Raw genomic sequence first — 20074 nt, 5'->3', positions numbered from 1 at the left:
GAGCTGTGCATAAAATGTCGGGACAGAATCCGAGCCCGATATCCTCAGGGGAAAACAATCTATATCGGCAAGAAGGAGCCTCTAGACCGTCGACGACTGTCCCAATTGCTTAGGAAGAAGGTGCCTGCGGAAAAATTGGCTCGCGAATTTGGTGTGACCGTCCGCCGAATCCAACAAATTTCCGCATCTCAAAAGTCAACCAGGAACCGTAATGGCGGTCGGCAGTTATAAGGTGAAACCCTGGCGTGTCACCGCGGAAGTCCGGGGCGTTGCTCAGGGCATGAAACGATGCCGGCCTGCCGCGACCTGGTTCGAGGGCAATACGTTCCTCCCCGCTGTCCTGGCGCGGGAGATAGCCCGCGAGCATCATTTCCTTAGCTCGCCGATAGACGAAGCCGGGGTCGGTGTCCGGCTCCATCTCTATGAGGACGGCGTCTTCCGGCACAATGGAGCAGACAAAGCTCGCAGGCTCGCCCACGAACTACTAGGGGCCGCCTCGAAGCCGGACCGGCTCGAATCCACTTCCGCGCTGGTCAAGGAAAGCTCGAAGGTTGCGGCGCATGACCTGAACCCGGCCGCCATGGACCTGCTGAACGTCCAGAACGGGATGCTGGATTGGCGCACAGGCGAACTCAAGCCGCACTCGCCGGAATACCGCTCAACGTTCCAAATCAATGCGGCCTATGTCCCAGGCGCACACTCGGAGACTCTGGACCGCTTCCTGGCTGAGGTCTTCCCGTCGGATGCCTTGCCGCTGGCCGAGGAACTGGTTGGCTACCTGCTGCGTCCTACAACGAAATTCCAGAAAGCGTTTACGCTCTTGGGTGACGGGGCCAACGGCAAGAGCACCTTTCTTTCGATGCTGGCGGTCTTCTTAGGTGAGGAAAGTGTGTCCCATGTATCGCTCCAGGACCTCGTAGGAAACCGCTTTGTAGCAGCAGAGCTTCAAGGCAAGCTTGTCAACGTTTATGCGGACCTCCCGTCTTCCAGCCTGGAGCAGTCCGACGTGTTCAAGGCCATCGTCGGCGGTGACATCATCAAGGCCGAACGGAAATTCGGCCAGCCCTTCAACCTAGTCCCAACGGCCCGGCTGCTTTTTAGCGCCAACGAACTGCCGGAGTCGCGGGACCTGAGCCCGGCCTACTTCCGGCGCTGGGTCATCATCCCATTCCCCAACCACTTCCAGGGCTCCAAGGCCAAAAAGGACTTGCTCGAACTCCTAACCACCCCAGAGGCCCGGAGTGCCCTTCTAAACCGTGCTCTGGTCGGTCTTCGACGCTTGGAGGAGCAACAGGACTTTAGCACCTGCGCCAGCATCCAAGAAGCCGGACAGAGCTACCGGCGGCAATGTGACCACGCCTTCGAGTTTATATCCGAGCGCCTTGAGACCAAATCGGGGGAGGCCGTAGGCAAGGCCGAGGTCTATCAGAAATACAAGGAGTGGGGCCAAAAGGCGGGGATACCCCATCCGGCCAGCCAGCAGGCTTTTAACAAGCGCCTACGCGAAGTCCTGGGGGCAAAGGAGGGCCGTGCGGACGGCGTAAGGGTCTGGCCCGGAGTGTTCTGGAAGTCGGAGTCGGTCGAATGACTGCCATTTCACCGGGTCTTACCGGATTTACCGGGTATTTCCTACTCTTGGGATTTTTGGGATTAGGGGGGAGAGGGGACGGGGAAAGAAGTTGCAAAAACCCGGTAGTTCCGGTAAAGCTGGGAAGTGTCTACTCGCTGTGCATGCGGCAGCCAGTTCAGCCAAAGGATGCATGGCCAGCCTCGCACTCCCTTGCGGAAGGCTCGCACCCCTTCCCACCGATGGAGCCCACGCCGTGAAGGCCACGGCCGTCCAGGAGTTCCGGGAGTTGGTCTTCAAGCGTTACGGCATTGCTTTGTCAGACGCCGAGGCTATGGAGCAGGCCGGGAATCTCCTGCGGTTTTATAAGACTGTCTATGGGACCTATTGGGCTGACACCGCCGACACTACCCAGAACCAGACGATAAGTTAATGCGTATGGTTGACATCGCCTCCGAATGTGTTTATAATGTTTACCAAGGTTTAAAAATGAAAGGCTACCTCAAGATTCTTGAAGCCGCACGGTTCATGAGCGTGACGCCTCAAACCTTGCGGAATTGGGACAAGCAAGGGAAGCTCTCTCCCTACCGGCATCCCATGAACAACTACCGGATGTACAAACAAGCGGAGCTGGAAAAGATTCTCAAGAAGATCCGAAAGTAATGAAACCCTCCGGCATCAAATATTTCCTCTATGCGCGTAAATCTTCCGAGAACGAAGATCGGCAGATCGCCTCTATTTCCTCGCAGATCGATGAGTTGAAGCGTCTGGCCACGCAAGCGAATCTCACCATCGAGGCCGTCTTGACCGAGGAAAAGTCCGCCAAAGCGCCAGGGCGTCCGATCTTCAACAAGATGATTGAGGCCATTCATGTGGACAAGGCCCAAGGGATCATCTGTTGGAAACTCGACCGCCTGGCCCGGAACCCCGTGGACGGTGGGACCATTAGCTGGATGCTCCAACAATCGCTCATAAAACACATCCAGACTTTCCAGAGGAGCTACTACCCCACCGACAACGTGCTGATGATGAATTTAGAGTTCGGCATGGCGAATCAATTCATCCTGGACCTGAGCGTCAACACGAAGAGGGGGCAACGGGCCAAGATCGAGCAGGGCTGGGTCCCGCACAAGCCGCCCATCGGCTACCTGTCCAACAAGCACAACCTGCCGGACCTGCTCCCGATCCACAATGACCCCGAAAGGTTCGAGTTGGTCAAGCGCCTCTGGCTGACCTTGATAGAACAGCGATGCTCCGCCGAATCGCTCTACTCCCGCGCCGACGATTTTGGTTTAAGAACGCCCAAAGGCAAGCCGCTGACGCGAAGCAAGTTCTACACCCTTTTCCGCAATCCGTTTTACTACGGACAATTTTCTTGGAACGGGACCCTATATCCGGGCAAGCATGAACCCATGATCTCAAAGACCCAGTTCGACATAGTGCAGGGGCTTCTGGACGGAAGAAGGCCGGAGGCTCTGACCCGGCACATTTTCGCTTTCACCCGCCTGATCCGCTGCGGAGAATGCGGAGCGTCCATCACGGCGGAAGAAAAAACCAAGCATCAGAAAAACGGCAACACCCATCATTACACCTACTACCGCTGCTCGAAACGGATCGTCCCGACCTGCTCCCAAAAGCCCATCCGAGACAGCGAATTGGAACTTCAAATCAAGGAGACTCTGGACAAGATCACCATCCCGCCGGAGTTCCACCAGTGGGCCATCAAATACCTTAAAGAGGAGCAGGGCCAGGAACGCAACGACAGGGACGACATTCTGAAGAATCACCGTTCGCGGGCCGATGCCTGCCAGAGAAAGATTGAAGCCCTCTTTGAAATGCGCCTCGATGCCGAAATCTCGCCGGAGGACTTTCGAGCGCGGCGGGAAAAACTGGCCGAGGAAAAGAAGCGGTCCGAGGAAATCCTCTCAGACGCCAACCACCGGGCCGAGACGTGGATCAATCAAGCCGAGGGGCTTTTATCCTTTGCGGAAACAGCCCGTAGACGCTTTGAGACGGGCGACCTGGCCGTCAAGCGGGAAATCCTCTCCTGCCTCGGTTTGAACCTCGTCCTGACCGACAGAACGCTTGAGATTCAAATGCAAAAGCCGCTGGCCCTCTTCCAGGAGTTCGCCCCCGAGGTCCAGGCCCTCCATAAACGGTTAGAACCTCGCAAAACCCTGAGGGCTCAAGGGGATTACGAGGTTCTCTATGCTCGAAATGCAAAATGGGGTGAGTGAGGGGACTTGAACCCCCGGCCTCTTGGTTCACAGCCAAGCGCTCTAACCAGCTGAGCTACACCCACCGAAGGCCCACATTATAGCAGTTTGCGGCTTTTTGGAGCGGCTCCGGGCATAGGTCCTTAGGCCCAAGGAGCTCCAGGCCCAGCGCTCCTCGCCAAATGGCCCTATAAGGACCCATACTAACATCAGCGGAGGGAATGGCCATGAAAACGACGCTGCTGACGATGACCGGCCTGCTCGCCGCCCTCCTCGCGACCCCTCCGGCGACCGCGGCCGATCGATCCGGGAATACGGCGGACCGCTCGCCGATCCAGGCCTTGCTCAAGAAGGGCCTGGCCGACGTGGAGCGGCAGGATTTCACGGCGGCCATCACGAAGTTCTCCAAGGCCGCCAGCCTCAGCCCTGAGAGCCGCGCCCTCTTCCTCCTGGGCTACGCGCACGCCCAAAGGGGTTCCCGCAGCGCCGTCCCCTCGGCCGCTGACAAACAGGACGCCCAGGAGGCGGTCAGCGCCTACTCCCAGGCCATGGCCGCCGACCCCGGCCTCAAGGTGATCGCGGACCCGTCCCGCTTCTATCGCAGCCTGGCTTGGTCCTACGAGACCGTCCAGGACTTCGACCGGGCCGCCGCCGCCTACCGCTCGGCCATGGCCGCGGCCCCGAAGAACCCCATGATCCCTCTCAATCTGGCGCGCGCCTACAGCCGCCTGGGCCAGCCGGCCAAGGCCGCGGAGAGCCTCGGCGCGAGCCTGGAGCGGGCGCGGCAGATCGGACAGGAGGAGCTCATCCTCAAGACCTTGCGCGGCAACCCCCGATACTCGTCCATGCTCGCCTATCCGGATGTCGCGGCCGTGGCGGGCGATCCGGCCGCTTCCCAGCCCGTCATAGCCCAAGCCGCGCCGGCTTCCCGCGACGAGGAGCTGCGCGACGCGGTCAAGGACCAGGGCCCGGCTTTGGCCCGGGAGCTGGCCGCAGCACCCCTGCCCGATCCCGCGGTCATGGACGCGCTGGCCGCCGGCGACGACAACTTCAAGTTCCGGCAGTACCGGACCGCCATCAACGCCTACGACACCGCGGCCCGTCTCGACGGCAAGGCGCAAGCCTTGAGCCCGGTGCAGCGCTCCATCCTCTACGAGCGCATGGGCGCCGCCTACAACCGCCTCGGCTTGTGCGAAGATGCGGTCCTCCCCCTGCAGCGGTCTTTGCAGGCCATGCCCAACAACGCCGCCGCCAATTACCAGTTGGCTCTGGCCTACTCGGTCTCCGGCCGGTTCAACGAGGCGCTGCGCGCCCTGGCCGGGACCTTCGACTCCGCGCCTTCGCGGGCCGAACTGCGCAAATATCTGATCCTGGCCAAGAGCGACTCGGAGTTCGAGCCCGTCCGCGACTTGGCCGGCTTCGCAGGCTTGGTGGGCCGCACCGAAGACTTGCTGGCCCGACGTTAAGCGGGGGGAGACACCGGATATGCGCCGAGCTCTCTGGGTCCTGCCCTTCCTGTTCGCCGGTCCCGCCGCGGCCGAACCCGACGCCCTGCGCCGGATCCACGATGGCTTCCAGCAGTTGCGCTCCCGGATCGCGCCCGCCGCGCCGGCGGGCATCGTCTGCGCCGCTCCTATGCGGGTGGACGCCCATGTCCGGGGCGCCTATTTCCGCAAGGTGGAGAGCGCCGGATCGGCGCGCTACACCGGCATCCGGGCCCAGGTCGTCCTGCCGAGCGTCGGATTCGACCCGACCCGATCCTTCACACCCGCCCCTGGCCAGCCGGCTTATTGGGAAGGCCCGCTGGACCGGCCCAGCGTCTACGTGGGGGCCCACACTTCGGCCAAGGAGGTGGACGCGGGCTTGACCTGGGACCGGGTCTACGACGAGCAGGGCCGCCCGACCTTCACGGACCTGCCTTCGGGCTCGGACGGCCGCGACCCCAAGCACCGCTTCATCGTCGCGGAGCTCAACGGCAGGCGGATCCGGCCCAATTTCGCCTTCCGACCCTACTGGCGCACCACCTTGAACCACGGCAATCAGTGGCACAACCCGCCGGCCGACGACCCCTACTACTTCTATCCCGGCGAGTCATTGGTCATGGCCCTGCGGGTCAGGGACGACGGGACCATGCGCCTCGATATCAGGACCGCCGGCGGGGCCGGCCGGCACTTCACCGCCGTGTTCCAGCAGGACGGCTTCGCCGCAGGCCAGAGCCGCTCGTTCAAGCGGGTAGCCTCCATCGACCAGTTCCGCATCGTGGATGGCGCCAGGCGCGGCAACGAAGGCATGGACGTACAGCCTACCAGAACCACGGTCCGAGGCGCGGCCTGGTCGCAAGTGTCCCTTTTGACCGCAAGGAATGCCTCCAAGATGTCCGGTTCCGCATGCCAGGAAGTGGCCGGAGCTGACACGGCAAAGGATTATGCAGGTATTTTCAGCATAACACCAGATCCGGACGGCGGCGAGACTTTAGACATCATCCCGCCCCAGCCGTAAAAGCGGCCTCCCTGGATATGCCCAATCAAAATTGGTATCATCATATCTCTATTCATTCCATGAAAAGCTCACTTTAATGGCATTTTCCCAAAGAGAAGCGCCGAACTGCGACTGGTGCCAGTTCCGCAAGAACTGCCTCTACGAGCTCCTCGGCACCAAGGAATCCAAGAAGGCTTGGCGCGAGATGCGCGTGGCCAATCCCTTCAAGGCCGGGGAGGTCATCTTCCACGAGGGCTCCGTGCCCATGGGCGTCTTCGTGGTCTGCACGGGCAAGGTCAAGGTCTACAAGTCCAGCCGCAGCGGCCAGCAGCTCATCACGCGCATCGAGCATCCGGGCGACTTGCTCGGCCACATCACCCTCCTGCATGGCGGCTCCTACGATGCCAGCGGCGAGGCCATGGAGACCTCCGTGGTCTCCTTGGTCGACGCCCTGTCCTTCACGGGCTTCCTCACGAAGTACCCCAACGCCTCTTTGGCCCTGCTCAAGGCCCTGGCGCACGACGTGAGCATGGCCGACAACAAGACGCGCGACGTGGCCTTCAAGCCGGCGCGCAGCCGGCTGGCGGACGTGCTCTGCCGCATGAAGAAGGACGGCAAGACGCATCCGGTGGTGGCGGGCTTGAAGCGCCGCGACCTCGCCGAGATGGCGGGGCTCTCCATCGAGACCACGGTGCGCCTGCTCAAGGACTTCGAGCAGCGGGAGCTCGTGCGGAAGAAAGAAAAGGACCTGATCCTGCTCAACGAAGGTCAGCTGCGCGTCCTGGCGGGCCTGACCAGTTGAAGGCAGCGGTCGTCGGGGCGGGCGCCTGGGGCACGGCCCTGGCCAGCCACGCGGCGCGCCTGGGCCACTCGGTGCGGCTCTGGGCGTTCGAGCCCGAAGTCGCGGACTCCATCGCCGCGCGCCATGAGAACGCCGTCTTCCTGCCCGGCGTGAAGCTCCCGGACTCCGTGCGCGCCTGCGGCGACCTGGGCGCGGCCGTGCGCGGCGCGGACCTGGTGCTCTTCGCAGCGCCCGCCCAGCATCTGCGCGAGCTCTCCCGGCAGGCCGCGGCTCACATCGGGGCCGCCGCGGTCGTCGTCGTAGCCGCCAAGGGCATCGAGGAGTCCTCGCTGGAGCTGCTCTCGACCGTGCTCGGCGAGACTCTGCCCGAGGTCGGCGCGCGGCGCCTGGCCTTCCTCTCGGGGCCGAGCTTCGCGCGCGAGGTGGCCCTCGGCCTGCCGACCAACGTGGTCGCGGCGTCGCGGGACGCGGCCGCCGCGCTCGCGGTGCAGGAGGCCCTGCACGCGCCCGCCTTCCGCGTCTACGCCAGCGACGACGTGGTGGGCGTGCAGGTCGGTGGGGCGCTCAAGAACGTCATCGCCATAGCGGCCGGCGCCTGCGACGGGCTGAGCCTGGGGACCAACGCCCGCGCGGCGCTCATCACGCGGGGCCTGGCCGAGATGACCCGGTTGGGCATCGCCCTGGGCGCGCAGCCGCTGACCTTCCTGGGGCTATCCGGGGTGGGAGACCTGGTCTTGACGTGCACGGGCGAGCTCTCCCGCAACCGGGCGCTGGGCCAGAGCGTGGCGCAGGGGGCGGACCCGAAGGCGTACGTGGCCCAGCACCGCTCGGTCGCGGAGGGGTTCCACACCGCGGCCGCGGCGCACGCCTTGGCGCTTCAGAAGGGGGTGGAGATGCCGATCACCGAGCAGGTCTATGAGGTCCTGCACCACGGCCGCCCCTTGCCCCAGGCGCTCAAGACCCTCATGAACCGGGACTTCAAGGAGGAGTTCCGGGGCATCACGAGCTAGCCCCCAACGGCACGCCGGCCCCCGCGGGGGGCCGGGCGTTGCGCCTCACCTTCGGTGAGGCGCTCGCAACGGCGAAGCCTCAGGCCGAGATCCTGGAGCGGTGCTTGTGCCGCGGCCGCAGGTTGGCCTTGACCACCTTGGCCAGCCTCTTCATGCCCTCGTCGATCTGCTCCTCCGTGGGATAGGAGAAGTTCAGGCGCATGGTGTTCTGGCCGCCGCCGTCGCAGTGGAAGGCGGAGCCGATGACGTAGGCCACGTTCTCCTTGATGGCCTCGGAGAAGAGCTCGTCGGCGTTCATGTGCTCGGGCAGGCGCACCCACAGGAACAGGCCGCCTTCCGGCTTGGTCCAGGTGACGCCCTCGGGCATGTAGCGCTCCAAGGCCTGGAGCATGGCGTCCTTGCGGGCCCGGTAGAGCGCCTTGACTGAGGCGATATGCTCGCGCGCGACCCCGGACTTGAGGAACTCCGCGGCCAGGAGCTGGTTCAAGGACGAAGTGCACAGGTCCAGGGACTGCTTCAGGATGCCCATCTTATGGATGATGCGCTCGTCGGCCAGGATGAAGCCCAGGCGCAGCCCCGGGGCCAAGGTCTTGGAGAAGGTGAACAGCGAGATCACGTTGTGGGTCGTGTCGAGCTTGTAGAGCATGTCCGGGGCCTCGCCCTCGAAGCGCACCTCGCGGTAGGGGGAATCCTCGATGAGCAGGACGTTGTAGCGCTCGGAGAGCTTGATGAGCTCATGGCGGCGCTCCTGGGTCAAGGTCACGCCGCTGGGGTTCTGGAAGTCGGGCACGATGTAGACGAACTTGTAGTGCTCCTCCTCCTGGCGCAGTTTGGCGAGCTTGGCTTCGAGGTCGTCGATGAGCATGCCGTTGTCATCGGCCCTGACGCCCATGAGCTTGGCCCCGTAGGAGTTGAAGACCTGCAGGCCGCCGATGTAGCTGGGCAGCTCCACCAGGATGGGGTCGGAGGGGTCTATGAAGGTCCGGCCCACGATGTCGAGCGCCTGCTGGGAGGCCGTGGTGATCAAGATGTTGTTCGGCGAGGTGTTGATGCCTTCCTCCTCGCGCAAAAGCTTGACGATCTGGGCCTTGAGCTCGGGCAGGCCCTCGGTCGGCCCGTACTGCAAGGCGGTCTTCGAGTTCTCCTTGATGATGCGATGCGCCATCTCGGCCAGGGCCTCGGAGGGGAAGGTCTGGGGCGAGGGCAGGCCGCCAGCGAAGGAGATGATCTCCGGCTTGTTGGTGAGCTTTAGCAGCTCCCGGATGACGGAAGCCTTGGTGCGGCGGTTGACCGTGGCGAGGTTCTTGACGAGGTCGATCATGGTTCTCTCCTTGGCGGCGCGGGCCGGCGCGCGGTGAACGATATTATACATCCCTTTTGCGCCTGGGGAAGACGATTCCCCGGAGGAGTTGACCGCGGTCAATGACCGGGCTCAATGATGATAATCAAGGCCCGGCCTTGACCGGACTCATAGGGAGCCGGGACCCGGCCGCGGTACAATGTCTGTGCCGCAGAGACAGGAGAACTCAAATGACCGAACTGATACTGATGCTGGCCCTGAGCCCCGTCAACCCAATTTCCGCCCCCATGGCTTCCGTCCAGCCGTGCGTGTGGCCCAACACCTGCGCCTCGCAGGTCGTCGCCCAAGTCCAGCCCTGCGTCTGGCCCAACACCTGCGCCTCGCAGCAGACCGCGCAGATCGAACAGGTCGAGCCCTGCGTCTGGCCCAACTCCTGCGCCAGCCAGCCGGAAGCCGTCGCCACCTTCCAGCCCTGCGGGACTCCCAACAAGTGCAAGGCAGCGGAGTTGGCGGGCGATTTCCAGACCTGCGTCTGGCCCAACAAGTGCGCCTGAGCCGGTAAACGGCTCTCCCTGGAGACATCCCTCCGGCAGCCCGGAGAGGCTCCTTCTCCACAAACAACGATTTCCGCGGCATGCCGCGGACAGGAGGTGCAAGAGTATGCTCGACCTGTGGATGTCGTATATGGTTTGGCGTAGCCTGCGCCGCTCGGACTGGAATCCCAATCCCCCGAATAGCGGCCAGGCAGCGGACGCCGAAAGGCGGCCGCGCCAGCGCCGGACCAAGCCCGCATAGGCCTCAACGCGGGCAGCAAAAGCCGCCCAGACAGCCTTGGCTGTCTGGGCGGTTCCGTTTTTAGGGGCTACTAATCGCTGTCGCCGGGAAGGAGATGCTCGGGGACGTCTTTGAAGGCACCGGGCTTGCCGCCCGTGAAATCGAGCACCCAGGCGCGGTCGTAGACGTCCCCGCCGGGCCACTGGTCCGGGCCGTCCTTCCAGCCGAAAGCCTTAAGGATCTCCGGGATCCAGGCGTGCTCCCAGCAGATGATGACGGTCCTGGTCGCATAGGAAGGTTCGACCATGATCTCGGAGGCGAGCGCCGCCACCTCCGTCTTCTTGAAGTCCTTATGGATGGGCAGTCGCAGGCTCTGGGCCAGAGGAGTGAGGGTCTGTATGGCGCGAACCGAGCCATCCTCGCCCTTGGGAGCCATGGCATACAGGGCGGCGGGCGCGCCGAGACTGCTGACAGCGGGGTCCTCCTTGAAGAACAGGACGAGGCCCCGCGCGCGCTGCCAGCCGCGCTCGTTGAGCTCGGGCCCCTGGTCGGGCTTCTCGCCGTGGCGGATGACGATGACGCGCGCCGGGACGGCGAAGGCGGCCTGCGCCCATAGGAGCAGGATGACTAAAAGGAGAGTTGGGGATCGCATGGAGCTATTCTAGCATGGCGGCGCTAGGCCCTGGATTGACAAGACCGCGCCAGTATGGCAAGTTATAGGCAAGGTCATGCCTGAAGCCAAGATACTCGTCGTAGAAGACGAGAAGGCCCTCGTCAAAGTCCTGAAGTACAACCTGGAGAAGGCGGGCTACCGGGTCATCACCGCCCACGACGGGGATGCCGGGCTCAACTGCTTCCTGGAGGAGCAGCCCGACCTCGTCATCCTCGACATCATGCTGCCCAAGAAGGACGGCTTCGAGGTCTGCCGGGCCATCCGCCAGTCCTCGCGCACCCCGATCCTGATGCTCACGGCCAAAAAGGACGAGCTGGACCGGGTCCTGGGCCTGGAGATCGGCGCCGACGACTACGTCACCAAGCCCTTCAGCGTGCGCGAGGTCTTGGCCCGCGTCAAGGCCATATTGCGCCGGGCTGCGGAGAAGCCCGCGCCGTTGGTGGTGCGCGCCGGCACGCTGGAAGTGGACCTGGAACGCTACGTGACCAAGGTCAAGGGCAAGCCGGTCACGCTCTCTCCGAAGGAATTCGAGTTCCTCAAGTGCCTCCTGAAGGCCGACGGCCGGGCCCTCAGCCGCGACGAGCTCCTTGAGAAGGTCTGGGGCTATGACCGGTCCATGGAGATCGACACCAACACCGTGGACCAGCACATCGCCCGGCTGCGCGGCAAACTGGGCTCGGAAGCCGATCGCATCGTCACGGTCAAGAACGTCGGCTACCGCCTCCGGACGGACTAGTGACCGTCCTCATCGCGGCGCTGGCAGTGCTGGCCTGCGCTTGGCTCCTGGTGCATATGCAGAACCGCGCCGTCTCGCGCATCACGCAGGCCGCCGAGCGCCTAGCCGCGGGCGACTGGAGCGCCCGCGTCGGCCCGCTGCGCGACGACGAAATCGGACGGCTCGGCCGCAGCCTGGACCAGCTCGCGGAGAAGGTCCAGAAGGACCTCGCCGCCCTGCGCCGCTCCGAGACCGTGCGCAAGGATTTTACCGCCAACGTCTCGCACGAGCTGCGCACGCCCCTGGCCGCCATCAAGGCCTTCGCCGAGACCTTGCGCGGCGGAGCCGCGGAGGATCCGGACCACCGCATGGAGTTCCTCGAGGAGATCGAGCGCAACGCCGACCGCATGACGCGGCTGGTCGACGACCTGCTCACCCTCTCGGCCCTGGACTCCGGGGCGCGGCCGCCGGCGGCGGAGTCCGTGGACCTCATGCGCCTGGCCGCCGAGGTCACGGCCACTTTGAAGCCCCTGGCCGGGCGCAAGGAGCTCGGCCTGCGCCTGGAGCCCTTCCGGGACGTCCCGCCGGTGCGCGGAGACCGCGGCCAGCTCAAGCAGGTGCTCACCAACCTGCTCGACAACGCCATCAAGTTCACCCCGGAGAAGGGCCTGGTGCGCGTCAGCGCCGCCTGCGCCGAAGGCCGCGTGACCGTGGCGGTCCAGGACACGGGCATCGGCATCCCGGCCGAGGACCTGCCCCGCATCTTCGAGCGCTTCTACCGCGTGGACAAGGCCCGCTCCCGGGAGCTGGGCGGCACCGGCCTGGGCCTGGCCATCGTCAAGCACATCGTGGAAGCCCACGGCGGCAGCGTCGCCGTGGAGAGCCGGCCGGGGGAGGGCTCGACCTTCCGCGTCTCCTTGCCCGCTTAGCCGGCGGGCTCAGGACTCGTTGAAGCGCTTGGCCAGCCCTTCGGACAGCGCCGGGTCTTTGGGCTCGGGCAGGGACTCCAGGCCCCATTTCAGCATGAGTCGGTAGGTGTTGACGAGCTCGGTCTCCGGGCTGAAGGGGTAGAGGCTCCGGTGAGATATCCCTCGCCAGTCCAGCAGGAGCTGGATCCCCGCGTGCAGGGCCTCGGCGGAGGGAGGCTGCTCCCAGCCCCGGATCAGCACTCCCGAAGGCGCGCTGCTGGGCAAGCAACTTCGCATGTCGTTCCACGACTCGGCTTCGGCGTAGAGGCCGCGGCCGGCGTTGAGCCGGGTCCACTGCGTCCAGTCCCCCAGGAGCTCCTCGGGCGGGATCTTCAGCCCGGGGTGGTGCCGGGCCAGCCAGCCCCGGTAAGGGAAATAGCCGAAGAGCGACGGGACCAGGACGACCCGGTCGCCCGCGGAGCGCTCGACCAGGTCCAGATAGAGCATCGCGAAGACCGAGGCGTCCGAGTCCATGATGATCATGTCCGACGGGCCGCTGGAGCGGACCATCTCCCGCGCGTAATCCATGATGAAGTCGTTGCGGCGCAGGCTGACGGGATGCCAGACCAGGGAGATCGCCAGCGCCGCCGCCAGGAGCGCCCAGCCCAGCCACCGCCCTAAGCGGTCGGCGAGCCAGTTGGCGCCCAGCGCGACGAAGCCGAAGGCCGCGATGAGCGGCAGCAGGTGGAAGCGCGCGGCGATGGCGTAGGCGAATTCCGGGTTATGGAGATGGAGCTGCTGGCTGCCCAAGACGATGTAGCTCAGGGCCGCCACGCCGAGCCAGAGGCCCCAGAAGACCAGCTCTCGGCGGCGCTCGCGCCAGCAGACGGCGAGCCCCACGGCCAGCAGGGGCAGGCCGAGAAGCCCCAGCCCGCCGTAGGCCGAACGCAGGAACCAGTGCAGGTGCTGCCAGAATCTCGGGACATCGAAGTTCCTGAGATCCAGGAAGCCCCGACCCGCGACCACGCGCAGCGGGCCGCCGAGGTCCTTGCGCAGGAACAGGCCGGGCATGTCCAGCAGGCCCGCGGCGCTGGTGAGGTTGTACGCCGGCGCCGCCAGGCTCAGCCTCACCCCCAGGACGAGGTAAGGCAGGGCGCAGCAGAAGATGAGCAGGCCCGCGGGCAGAGCCCAGGACCGGCCCCGCGGCAAGGCGTCGTGGCTCCAAAGCCAATAGGCGATGGCCGGGAGCACGAAGACGAAGGTGGGATGGTGGCTGATGCCCAGGCCCAGAGTCGCGGCCAAAGCCAGGAGCGCGCCCGGGCGGCGGGACTGGGCCCAGGCCACGGCGCCGTAGGCCGCGCCCACGGCGAGCAGGTCGTTGAGGGCCCGGACCTCCCCCAGCTCGGAGTAATACCAGTAGAGGGGGGAGAGGGCCAGCAGGGCCGTGGCGCACAAAGCCGCCAGCGGAGCGATGGAAAGCCGCCGCAAAGTCAGGAAGAAGACGGCTGCGGCCAAAGCATGCAGGACGCCGGAGAGGGCGCTGACGTTGCCGGCCGGGGAGCCGGGAAGCAAAGAGGCCAGGTGGCCGAGCATCACATAGAGAGGATAGCCGGGAGGCCAGGACACGCCCCAGGTCACGGCGCTGAGCACGTGCTGGGGGCTGTCCGCGCCGCCGAAGCTGGGGCAGCGGCCGGACCAATATAGGAGGAAGAGGGAGGCGAAGGTCCCGGCCGCGATCCAAAGGTCGCGCCGCTCCAAAGGGGCGGCGGACATGCTTTCGGAGCTCGACTCCGCTGGCATGGCAGTATCATAGCAACTGCGGGCCCGGATTTTACGCGAAAGCCGTCATCCCACGGTCAGCCAGGATTTACCCGGCGTCCATGGGACCGCGCGGTCTCTCCTGATATCATCATGGCGAAGGGAGGGCGGACCCATGACCCCGTCGATCATCCTGCTCATCGCGCTGGCCTTGTTCTTCGACTTCGTCAACGGCTTCCACGACTCGGCCAACTCCATCGCCACCGTGGTCTCCACGCGGGTGCTCTCTCCGCGCAGCGCCGTGCTCTGGGCGGCCTTCTTCAACTTCATAGCCTTCCTGCTCTTCCCCTTGAACATCGCCAACACCATCGGCAAGGGCATCATCAATCCGGCCATCGTGGACAGCCGCATCATCGCCGCGACTTTGACGGGCGCCTGCGTCTGGGACCTGCTCACCTGGTACTGGGGCCTGCCCACCAGCTCATCCCACGCGCTCATCGGAGGGTTCATCGGCTCGGCATTGGTCAAGGTCGGGGTCGGCGCGCTCGTCTGGAGCGGCATCATCCGCACCGTGGTCTTCATGATTCTGGCCCCGTTCCTGGGCCTGACCATGGGCCTGGCATTGGGCGTGGCTGTGGCTTGGATGTTCCGCAGGGCGACTCCCTACCGCGTGGACTACCTGTTCCGCAAGGGCCAGCTGTTCTCGGCCGCACTCTACAGCCTAGGCCATGGCGGCAATGACGCCCAGAAGACCATGGGCATCATCGCGGCGCTCCTCTTCTCGGCGGGAGTCCTCGGGCCGACCTTCCACGTCCCGACCTGGGTGGTGCTCTCCTGCCATGGGGCCATGGGGCTGGGGACGCTCTTCGGAGGCTGGCGCATAGTCAAGACCATGGGACAGAAAGTGGCCAAGCTGCGGCCCGTGGACGGGTTCTGCGCCGAGTCCGGCGGAGCCATGACCCTATACCTCGCCTCGGCCCTCGGGGTGCCGGTCTCCACGACCCACACCATCACCGGCGCCATCATGGGGGTGGGTTCGCTCAAGCGCTTGAGCGCGGTGCGCTGGGGAGTCGGGGGGGAAATCATGGCGGCGTGGCTGCTGACCATACCGGCTTCGGCCCTCATCGCCAGCCTCTCCTATTGGCTCATGACGCTTTGATATCATCTTCGCCGAGATCCCCTGGAGGATACAGATGACCAGACACGCCAGACCCGCCTTTGTGTTAGCCGCCCTCGCTCTGGCGGCCTCGGCTTCGGGGTACGAGCCGGTCACGATCACGGTCAGCGGCATCAAGGACCTCAATCTGCGCATCTACGGATTCGCGGAGGCCGATTACATCACCGACACCACCCAAGGCTTCAACGAGGTCCAGGGAAACTTCCTGGTCCCGACGCGGACGACCTTCAACGGCGCCAAAGCGAACTACGCCGGCCAGCACAACCGCGCCCAGATGAGCATCCGCAACACCCGGCTCGGCTTCGAGTTCAATCTCCCCAAGACCCAAGCGGGTCTGCAGAGCCAGGGCCTCATAGAGCTCGACCTGCTGGGCAACGACGCGCCCAACACCGTACCCGGCGCCACGCCCGGCACCCAGTCGGAGTCGAACTTCTTCAACAATCCGGCCCTGCGCGTGCGCCATGCCTACATGAGCCTCACCTATCACCAGTTCAACGCCAAGCTGGGGCAGACCTGGTCACTCTTGGGCTGGCAGCCCTATTATTACCCGGGCGAGACCGTCGTCTTCGGCACGCCGGGACAGCTCTTCGCCCGCTTCGTACAGGCGCGGCTGACGCACACCTTGGACCTGCCCGGCGCCTGCACTCTGGAGAGCGCCGCAGACATGGCCAGGCCGGCCCAGATGAACTCGGGATCTCCGGAATTCCACGCGGGTCTGCGCGTCGCCTCGACCAAGCTGAAGGGCGCCTCGACCTCAGGGGCCGGGACCAGCATGGTGGGCCTCTCGGCCGCCGTCAGCGCGGCGCTCATCCCGGTGCGCAGCGCCCTGGGCAACGCCACGGGCGGGGCCGTAGCCTTCGACATGTTCGTTCCCATCATCCCGTCCTCCGACGGCAAGGACCGGTCCAACAACCTGGTCTGGGCCGGCGAGCTCATGAGCGGCAGCGGCGTGGGCGGAGTCGAGTATGCGGGCCTGACCTCCGGGGTGCCCGCCGTCCAGGCCGCGGCCGCCAACGGCCTGCCGGGCGCGGGCACGGCCATCGATGCCGGCATCGCGGGCATCGACAATGGCGGGGCCTTGAGCCTCATCCGCTACCGGGCCTTCCGCACGCACCTGCAGTACTCCTTGCCCGGCGGCAAGTGGGCCGCCTCGACCGGCTACGCCCAAGTGGAGACGCGCAACCTCGGCGACTTCGGCTTCTACGCGACACAGGCGCCCGGCGTGACCCCGGCTCTCCTGGCGCCGAAGCTCCAGTTCGGCTACGCGAGCCTCTTCTACGACGCGCTCTCCTGGCTGCGCTTCGCCGGCGAGCTCAACCAGACCCGGGTCACCTACGTCGACGCGGCCAACCGATTCGCCGTCAACAACCGGGTCCAGCTCTCCGCGTTCTTCATCTTCTGACCAAACGCCGGCCGAAAAGGGATAGAATAGGGCCATGTCGCTGAGCATCATCCTGATCATCGCTCTGGCCCTGGCCTTCGACTTCATCAACGGATTCCACGACTCGGCCAGCGCCATCTCCACGGTGGTCTCGACGCGGGTGCTCTCGCCCCGAGCCGCGGTGATCTGGGCGGCCTTCTTCAACTTCGTCGCCTTCCTCATCTTCCCGCTGCATATCGCCAACACCATCGGCAAAGGGATCATCAATCCGGCCATCGTGGACCCCGCCATCATCGCCGCGACTCTGATCGGCGCCTCGGGCTGGGACCTGCTCACCTGGTACTGGGGCCTTCCCACCAGTTCCTCCCACGCCCTCATCGGCGGCTTCATAGGCGCAGCGCTGGTCAAGGTGGGGACCTCGGCTTTGGTCTGGGACGGGATCATCCGTACCTTGGTCTTCATGGTCTTGGCGCCGGTCCTGGGCCTCATCCTCGGCCTGCTCTTGGGCGTGGCCATGGCCTGGGCGTGCCGGCGGGCGACCCCGATGGGAGTCGACACCCTGTTCCGCAAAGGTCAGCTCGTCTCCGCGGCCCTCTACAGCCTCGGCCACGGCGGCAACGACGCGCAGAAGACCATGGGCGTCATCGCCGTCCTGCTTTTCTCCGCCGGCCTGCTGGGCCCGACGTTCTACATACCGACCTGGGTGGTCCTGGCCTGCCAGGCGGCCATGGGCTTCGGGACTCTCTTCGGCGGCTGGCGCATCGTCAAGACCATGGGCCAGAAGGTGGCCAAGCTGCGGCCGGTGGACGGCTTCTGCGCGCAGACCGCGGGAGCCTCCACTCTCTACCTGGCCTCGGCCCTGGGCGCGCCCGTGAGCACGACCCACGTCATCACCGGCGCCATCATGGGAGTGGGCTCGCTCAAGAGGCTCAGCGCGGTGCGCTGGGGCGTGGGGGGAGACATCGTGGCCGCGTGGTTCTTCACCATACCGGCCTCGGCCCTGATCGCCGCCCTGTGCTACTGGCTCGCGGCTTTGCTCGCCAGGTAGACGCCCGCATCGTCCGAGCCCGGACGGAGCTCGCTCACCGGCGATTCCAGACGCTGCAGCACCTTTCCGACATAGTCCCGCGTTTTGGGCGGCCAGTCCGCACACGCCAGCAGGCGAGGCCCGCCGTGATAGGCGGCGATGACCCTCTGGCGCAGCCAGGGCGGGGACTCATGGAACCCGCGGCCCCGCATCCCATAGAGCCGCCAGGCCGCGCGGAAGAGCAGGTTGAGATAGTCCGTGCCGGCCCGGATGTTGGCCTCCGGATCGAGCAGGGCGCCCTCCGGGATGCCCAACTCCGAGCCGGTGGCCGGCATCACCTGCATGAGCCCCAAGGCGCCGCTGGGTGAGACGCAGTGCGCGGTGAACTGGGACTCCGTGGCGATGATGGCTTTGACCAGGCCCGGGTCCAAGGCGTTGCGCCGGGCATGTCTCATGATGAGATGGTCGAAGCGGTCGCTGCGTCGCGGCCGCTCGGGCACCGCCTGCACCCGGGCCTCGGGCGAGCCTTTCTCAGCCTCGAGCCCCTGGCCTATCCAGGCCGGGGCCTCCTCAGGCCCAGAGGCGAAGGCGCGCAAGCTCAGGACTGCGCCGGCAATCAGGACATTCAGCATACCCTCATACCCGGGACGGCTCTCATGGGAGTTTAGCCGCAAGCGGTCAAAAAGAGTTCAAGTTGCTTGGCGAGCCCGCCCCCGAAAAGGCATGATATCGGGGATGAACGAGACCGCGCGCGCAGTGTGCGGCCGGTTGGGCATCGAAGACCCCCGGCACGTCGAGATCGAATCCAAGCGCCGCGTGCGCGCAGAGCAAGCCGAAGACCTGCGCGAGCACCTCTTCGCGCTCAAGGGCGTGCGCCACGTGCGCGAGAATTCCTTCTTCGACCAGTACCTCGACACGCCGGATCTGTCTCTCTTGCGCGCCGGAGCCAGCCTGCGCCTGCGCTACAAGGGCGACGGCACCTACGTCTACCTCCAGTACAAGGGGCCCGGTTTCCACGAGAAGGGAGCTCTGTTCCGCTCGGAGTTCAGTTCGGACCGCCTCTCCAGCGCCGTGCGCGAGGAGAGCCACCACGACATCGTGCACTTCGCGGACATCTCCGTGACCGACATCCTGCGCCGCCACTCGGACCCCGCCATGTCCGGAGCCATGCGCCGGCACCTGGGCGACAAGACCATCGCCCGCATCGACCGGGGCGCCATCATCTGCCTCTACCGCAAGGACAAGTTCCGGGTCAAGCTCGATGACGGCTTCCTGGAGCCTTCCCTCGACAAGCTCTGCGCCTTCCACATCCGGCCCACCGGCCTGCATCCTCTCTCGACCTTCTGGGAGTACGAGAACGAGATCAAATCCGAATCCGAGGACATCGTATTCAAGCTCGAGCACATGGGGGAGATGAGCAAGTTCGACGACCGCCTGGCCAAACGGTTCGACCTGCCCGTCGAGCGGCTGGACAAGTACCATCGCTGCGCGGCGCACTTCGTCAAGCTGCGGCCCTAGCAGGCCGTCCTGGCCTGGGAACAAAACGCCTCCTGGATCGTATATGTAGTAGGGAATCGGAGCATCATCCCTTTCCCGGGAGGATGATGTAATGATGTATAATAATTTTATGATGCATCGGACTCAGATCCTGCTGGAGCAGCGCCAGTACGCCGCGCTCAGGGCTTGGGCAAAGCGCACGGACCGCAGTCTCTCCGAGGCCGTCCGCCTGGCCGTGGACCGGCTCCTCGGCGCGGGCCAGAAAGGCAGGCCGGGCGCCCGCCTCGCCGACATCTGCGGGATGTTCTCCGACCCCGGCGGCGTCGCGGGCCGGGACCACGACAGCTACCTCTACGGCGGCGCGAAGGACCAGCCCGCGCCATGAAGCGGGTCTATGTCGACACGTCCGCTTGGTTCTCCCTGGCGCGCAAGGACGACCCGGACCACCAGCACCTGAGCCGGTCCTTCGAGCAGTGGCAGGGACGCTTGGTGACGAGCAACTTTGTTCTCGACGAGGCGGTCACCTTGGTCAGGATGCGCGGCGGTCACGCGGCAGCCTGCCGTCTAGGGGAAAGCCTGCGGGACCCCGCCTTCGTCGAGCTCGCGCCGGTGACGGCCGAAGACGAGGACGAGGCTTGGTCGTGGTTCGTGCGCCACAAGGACAAGGCCTATTCGTTCACGGACTGCACGAGTTTCATCCTCATGCGCAGGCTGCGCATCGCGGCCGCCATCTCGACAGACCGGCATTTCCGCGAGGCCGGCTTCGAGGTCCTGCCCGCCGGGGCCTGAGC

General features: G+C 65.2%; 20 protein-coding genes and 1 tRNA gene. 16 read left to right on the top strand and 5 right to left on the bottom strand.

Annotated elements, in window-relative coordinates:
• The first annotated feature begins 280 nt into the window (after positions 1–280).
• From NTY77_01880 to NTY77_01870, 3 genes are all read left to right on the top strand, one after another.
• Positions 281–1588 carry a phage/plasmid primase, P4 family gene (locus NTY77_01880; protein ID MCX5794229.1) on the top strand — a complete coding sequence of 436 codons (1308 nt, stop codon included), beginning with the start codon at positions 281–283 and terminating at the stop codon, positions 1586–1588.
• 417 nt (positions 1589–2005) lie between these two features.
• Positions 2006–2230: a MerR family DNA-binding transcriptional regulator gene (locus NTY77_01875; GenBank protein ID MCX5794228.1), complete on the top strand. Its 225-nt coding sequence runs from the start codon at positions 2006–2008 to the stop codon at positions 2228–2230.
• Positions 2230–3804, top strand: a complete 1575-nt coding sequence (locus NTY77_01870) for a recombinase family protein (GenBank protein MCX5794227.1) — start codon at positions 2230–2232, stop codon at positions 3802–3804. The genes NTY77_01875 and NTY77_01870 overlap by 1 nt, the downstream gene beginning before the upstream one ends.
• Here the strand turns inward: NTY77_01870 and NTY77_01865 are convergent.
• A tRNA-His gene (locus NTY77_01865) sits at positions 3793–3869 on the bottom strand. The genes NTY77_01870 and NTY77_01865 overlap by 12 nt on opposite strands.
• A 141-nt stretch (positions 3870–4010) precedes the next feature.
• Here NTY77_01865 and NTY77_01860 point away from each other — a divergent pair.
• The 4 genes from NTY77_01860 to NTY77_01845 all read left to right on the top strand — a co-directional run bounded on the left by NTY77_01860 (position 4011) and on the right by NTY77_01845 (position 8073).
• On the top strand, positions 4011–5249 hold the full coding sequence (locus tag NTY77_01860; protein ID MCX5794226.1) for a tetratricopeptide repeat protein: 1239 nt from the start codon (positions 4011–4013) through the stop codon (positions 5247–5249).
• A gap of 19 nt (positions 5250–5268) precedes the next feature.
• Positions 5269–6282 carry a hypothetical protein gene (locus tag NTY77_01855; GenBank protein ID MCX5794225.1) on the top strand — a complete coding sequence of 338 codons (1014 nt, stop codon included), beginning with the start codon at positions 5269–5271 and terminating at the stop codon, positions 6280–6282.
• Between the two features lie 76 nt (positions 6283–6358).
• The gene (locus NTY77_01850; GenBank protein ID MCX5794224.1) at positions 6359–7063 is read left to right on the top strand and encodes a Crp/Fnr family transcriptional regulator; all 705 of its coding nucleotides are present in this window, start codon (positions 6359–6361) and stop codon (positions 7061–7063) included.
• On the top strand, positions 7060–8073 hold the full coding sequence (locus tag NTY77_01845; GenBank protein MCX5794223.1) for an NAD(P)-dependent glycerol-3-phosphate dehydrogenase: 1014 nt from the start codon (positions 7060–7062) through the stop codon (positions 8071–8073). Before NTY77_01850 ends, NTY77_01845 begins: the two co-directional genes overlap by 4 nt.
• A 79-nt stretch (positions 8074–8152) precedes the next feature.
• Here the strand turns inward: NTY77_01845 and NTY77_01840 are convergent, their stop codons facing one another.
• Positions 8153–9394, bottom strand: coding sequence for a PLP-dependent aminotransferase family protein (locus tag NTY77_01840; protein MCX5794222.1), 1242 nt, complete (start codon positions 9392–9394; stop codon positions 8153–8155).
• A 209-nt stretch (positions 9395–9603) separates the two neighbouring features.
• Between NTY77_01840 and NTY77_01835 the strand changes: the two genes are divergently transcribed.
• Positions 9604–9927 (top strand): hypothetical protein, encoded by a 324-nt coding sequence (locus tag NTY77_01835; GenBank protein MCX5794221.1) that lies wholly within the window; start codon positions 9604–9606, stop codon positions 9925–9927.
• Positions 9928–10238: 311 nt separating this feature from the next.
• Here NTY77_01835 and NTY77_01830 read toward each other — a convergent pair whose 3' ends face one another.
• On the bottom strand, positions 10239–10799 hold the full coding sequence (locus tag NTY77_01830; protein MCX5794220.1) for a histidine phosphatase family protein: 561 nt from the start codon (positions 10797–10799) through the stop codon (positions 10239–10241).
• A 76-nt stretch (positions 10800–10875) separates the two neighbouring features.
• Here NTY77_01830 and NTY77_01825 point away from each other — a divergent pair, with 76 nt between their 5' ends.
• Complete coding sequence (locus NTY77_01825) at positions 10876–11556, top strand: response regulator transcription factor (GenBank protein ID MCX5794219.1); 681 nt, start codon at positions 10876–10878, stop codon at positions 11554–11556.
• Positions 11556–12464 carry an ATP-binding protein gene (locus NTY77_01820; protein MCX5794218.1) on the top strand — a complete coding sequence of 303 codons (909 nt, stop codon included), beginning with the start codon at positions 11556–11558 and terminating at the stop codon, positions 12462–12464. Before NTY77_01825 ends, NTY77_01820 begins: the two co-directional genes overlap by 1 nt.
• A gap of 9 nt (positions 12465–12473) precedes the next feature.
• On the opposite strand, the gene NTY77_01815 is transcribed toward NTY77_01820, so the two are convergent.
• Positions 12474–14243: a DUF2723 domain-containing protein gene (locus NTY77_01815; GenBank protein ID MCX5794217.1), complete on the bottom strand. Its 1770-nt coding sequence runs from the start codon at positions 14241–14243 to the stop codon at positions 12474–12476.
• Positions 14244–14376: 133 nt separating this feature from the next.
• On the opposite strand from NTY77_01815, the gene NTY77_01810 reads away from it, so the two are divergent.
• Genes NTY77_01810 through NTY77_01800 form a run of 3 tightly spaced genes read left to right on the top strand, consistent with a single transcriptional unit; the run spans position 14377 to position 17807 of the window.
• Positions 14377–15360: an inorganic phosphate transporter gene (locus tag NTY77_01810; GenBank protein MCX5794216.1), complete on the top strand. Its 984-nt coding sequence runs from the start codon at positions 14377–14379 to the stop codon at positions 15358–15360.
• 34 nt (positions 15361–15394) lie between these two features.
• On the top strand, positions 15395–16780 hold the full coding sequence (locus NTY77_01805; GenBank protein ID MCX5794215.1) for a hypothetical protein: 1386 nt from the start codon (positions 15395–15397) through the stop codon (positions 16778–16780).
• 34 nt (positions 16781–16814) lie between these two features.
• A complete protein-coding gene (locus tag NTY77_01800; protein MCX5794214.1) occupies positions 16815–17807 on the top strand; it encodes an inorganic phosphate transporter in 993 nt (330 codons plus the stop codon).
• On the opposite strand, the gene NTY77_01795 is transcribed toward NTY77_01800, so the two are convergent.
• A complete protein-coding gene (locus NTY77_01795) occupies positions 17777–18418 on the bottom strand; it encodes a transglycosylase SLT domain-containing protein (GenBank protein MCX5794213.1) in 642 nt (213 codons plus the stop codon). The genes NTY77_01800 and NTY77_01795 overlap by 31 nt on opposite strands.
• 103 nt (positions 18419–18521) lie before the next feature.
• On the opposite strand from NTY77_01795, the gene NTY77_01790 reads away from it, so the two are divergent.
• From NTY77_01790 to NTY77_01780, 3 genes are all read left to right on the top strand, one after another.
• Positions 18522–19304 carry a CYTH domain-containing protein gene (locus NTY77_01790; GenBank protein ID MCX5794212.1) on the top strand — a complete coding sequence of 261 codons (783 nt, stop codon included), beginning with the start codon at positions 18522–18524 and terminating at the stop codon, positions 19302–19304.
• 109 nt (positions 19305–19413) lie between these two features.
• Positions 19414–19668 carry a hypothetical protein gene (locus NTY77_01785; GenBank protein MCX5794211.1) on the top strand — a complete coding sequence of 85 codons (255 nt, stop codon included), beginning with the start codon at positions 19414–19416 and terminating at the stop codon, positions 19666–19668.
• Complete coding sequence (locus NTY77_01780) at positions 19665–20072, top strand: type II toxin-antitoxin system VapC family toxin (GenBank protein MCX5794210.1); 408 nt, start codon at positions 19665–19667, stop codon at positions 20070–20072. The genes NTY77_01785 and NTY77_01780 overlap by 4 nt, the downstream gene beginning before the upstream one ends.
• The last annotated feature ends 2 nt before the right edge of the window (positions 20073–20074 follow it).

Source organism: Elusimicrobiota bacterium (assembly GCA_026388095.1).
Classification (GTDB): Bacteria; Elusimicrobiota; Elusimicrobia; order UBA1565; family UBA9628; genus UBA9628.
Note: the sequence above shows the minus strand (reverse complement) of the source record. Positions and strands in the feature narration are given on the sequence as shown.

Excerpts from the sequence above, each read along its gene's own strand:
- NTY77_01850 (MCX5794224.1), top strand. The coding sequence starts at position 6,359 with ATGGCATTTTCCCAAAGAGAAGCGCCGAACTGCGACTGGTGCCAGTTC.
- NTY77_01800 (MCX5794214.1), top strand. The coding sequence starts at position 16,815 with ATGTCGCTGAGCATCATCCTGATCATCGCTCTGGCCCTGGCCTTCGAC.
- NTY77_01875 (MCX5794228.1), top strand. The coding sequence starts at position 2,006 with ATGGTTGACATCGCCTCCGAATGTGTTTATAATGTTTACCAAGGTTTA.
- NTY77_01780 (MCX5794210.1), top strand. The coding sequence starts at position 19,665 with ATGAAGCGGGTCTATGTCGACACGTCCGCTTGGTTCTCCCTGGCGCGC.
- NTY77_01860 (MCX5794226.1), top strand. The coding sequence starts at position 4,011 with ATGAAAACGACGCTGCTGACGATGACCGGCCTGCTCGCCGCCCTCCTC.
- NTY77_01785 (MCX5794211.1), top strand. The coding sequence starts at position 19,414 with ATGATGCATCGGACTCAGATCCTGCTGGAGCAGCGCCAGTACGCCGCG.
- NTY77_01855 (MCX5794225.1), top strand. The coding sequence starts at position 5,269 with ATGCGCCGAGCTCTCTGGGTCCTGCCCTTCCTGTTCGCCGGTCCCGCC.
- NTY77_01795 (MCX5794213.1), bottom strand. The coding sequence starts at position 18,418 with ATGCTGAATGTCCTGATTGCCGGCGCAGTCCTGAGCTTGCGCGCCTTC.
- NTY77_01835 (MCX5794221.1), top strand. The coding sequence starts at position 9,604 with ATGACCGAACTGATACTGATGCTGGCCCTGAGCCCCGTCAACCCAATT.
- NTY77_01790 (MCX5794212.1), top strand. The coding sequence starts at position 18,522 with ATGAACGAGACCGCGCGCGCAGTGTGCGGCCGGTTGGGCATCGAAGAC.
- NTY77_01880 (MCX5794229.1), top strand. The coding sequence starts at position 281 with ATGAAACGATGCCGGCCTGCCGCGACCTGGTTCGAGGGCAATACGTTC.
- NTY77_01810 (MCX5794216.1), top strand. The coding sequence starts at position 14,377 with ATGACCCCGTCGATCATCCTGCTCATCGCGCTGGCCTTGTTCTTCGAC.
- NTY77_01805 (MCX5794215.1), top strand. The coding sequence starts at position 15,395 with ATGACCAGACACGCCAGACCCGCCTTTGTGTTAGCCGCCCTCGCTCTG.
- NTY77_01815 (MCX5794217.1), bottom strand. The coding sequence starts at position 14,243 with ATGCCAGCGGAGTCGAGCTCCGAAAGCATGTCCGCCGCCCCTTTGGAG.
- NTY77_01825 (MCX5794219.1), top strand. The coding sequence starts at position 10,876 with ATGCCTGAAGCCAAGATACTCGTCGTAGAAGACGAGAAGGCCCTCGTC.
- NTY77_01840 (MCX5794222.1), bottom strand. The coding sequence starts at position 9,394 with ATGATCGACCTCGTCAAGAACCTCGCCACGGTCAACCGCCGCACCAAG.
- NTY77_01870 (MCX5794227.1), top strand. The coding sequence starts at position 2,230 with ATGAAACCCTCCGGCATCAAATATTTCCTCTATGCGCGTAAATCTTCC.
- NTY77_01830 (MCX5794220.1), bottom strand. The coding sequence starts at position 10,799 with ATGCGATCCCCAACTCTCCTTTTAGTCATCCTGCTCCTATGGGCGCAG.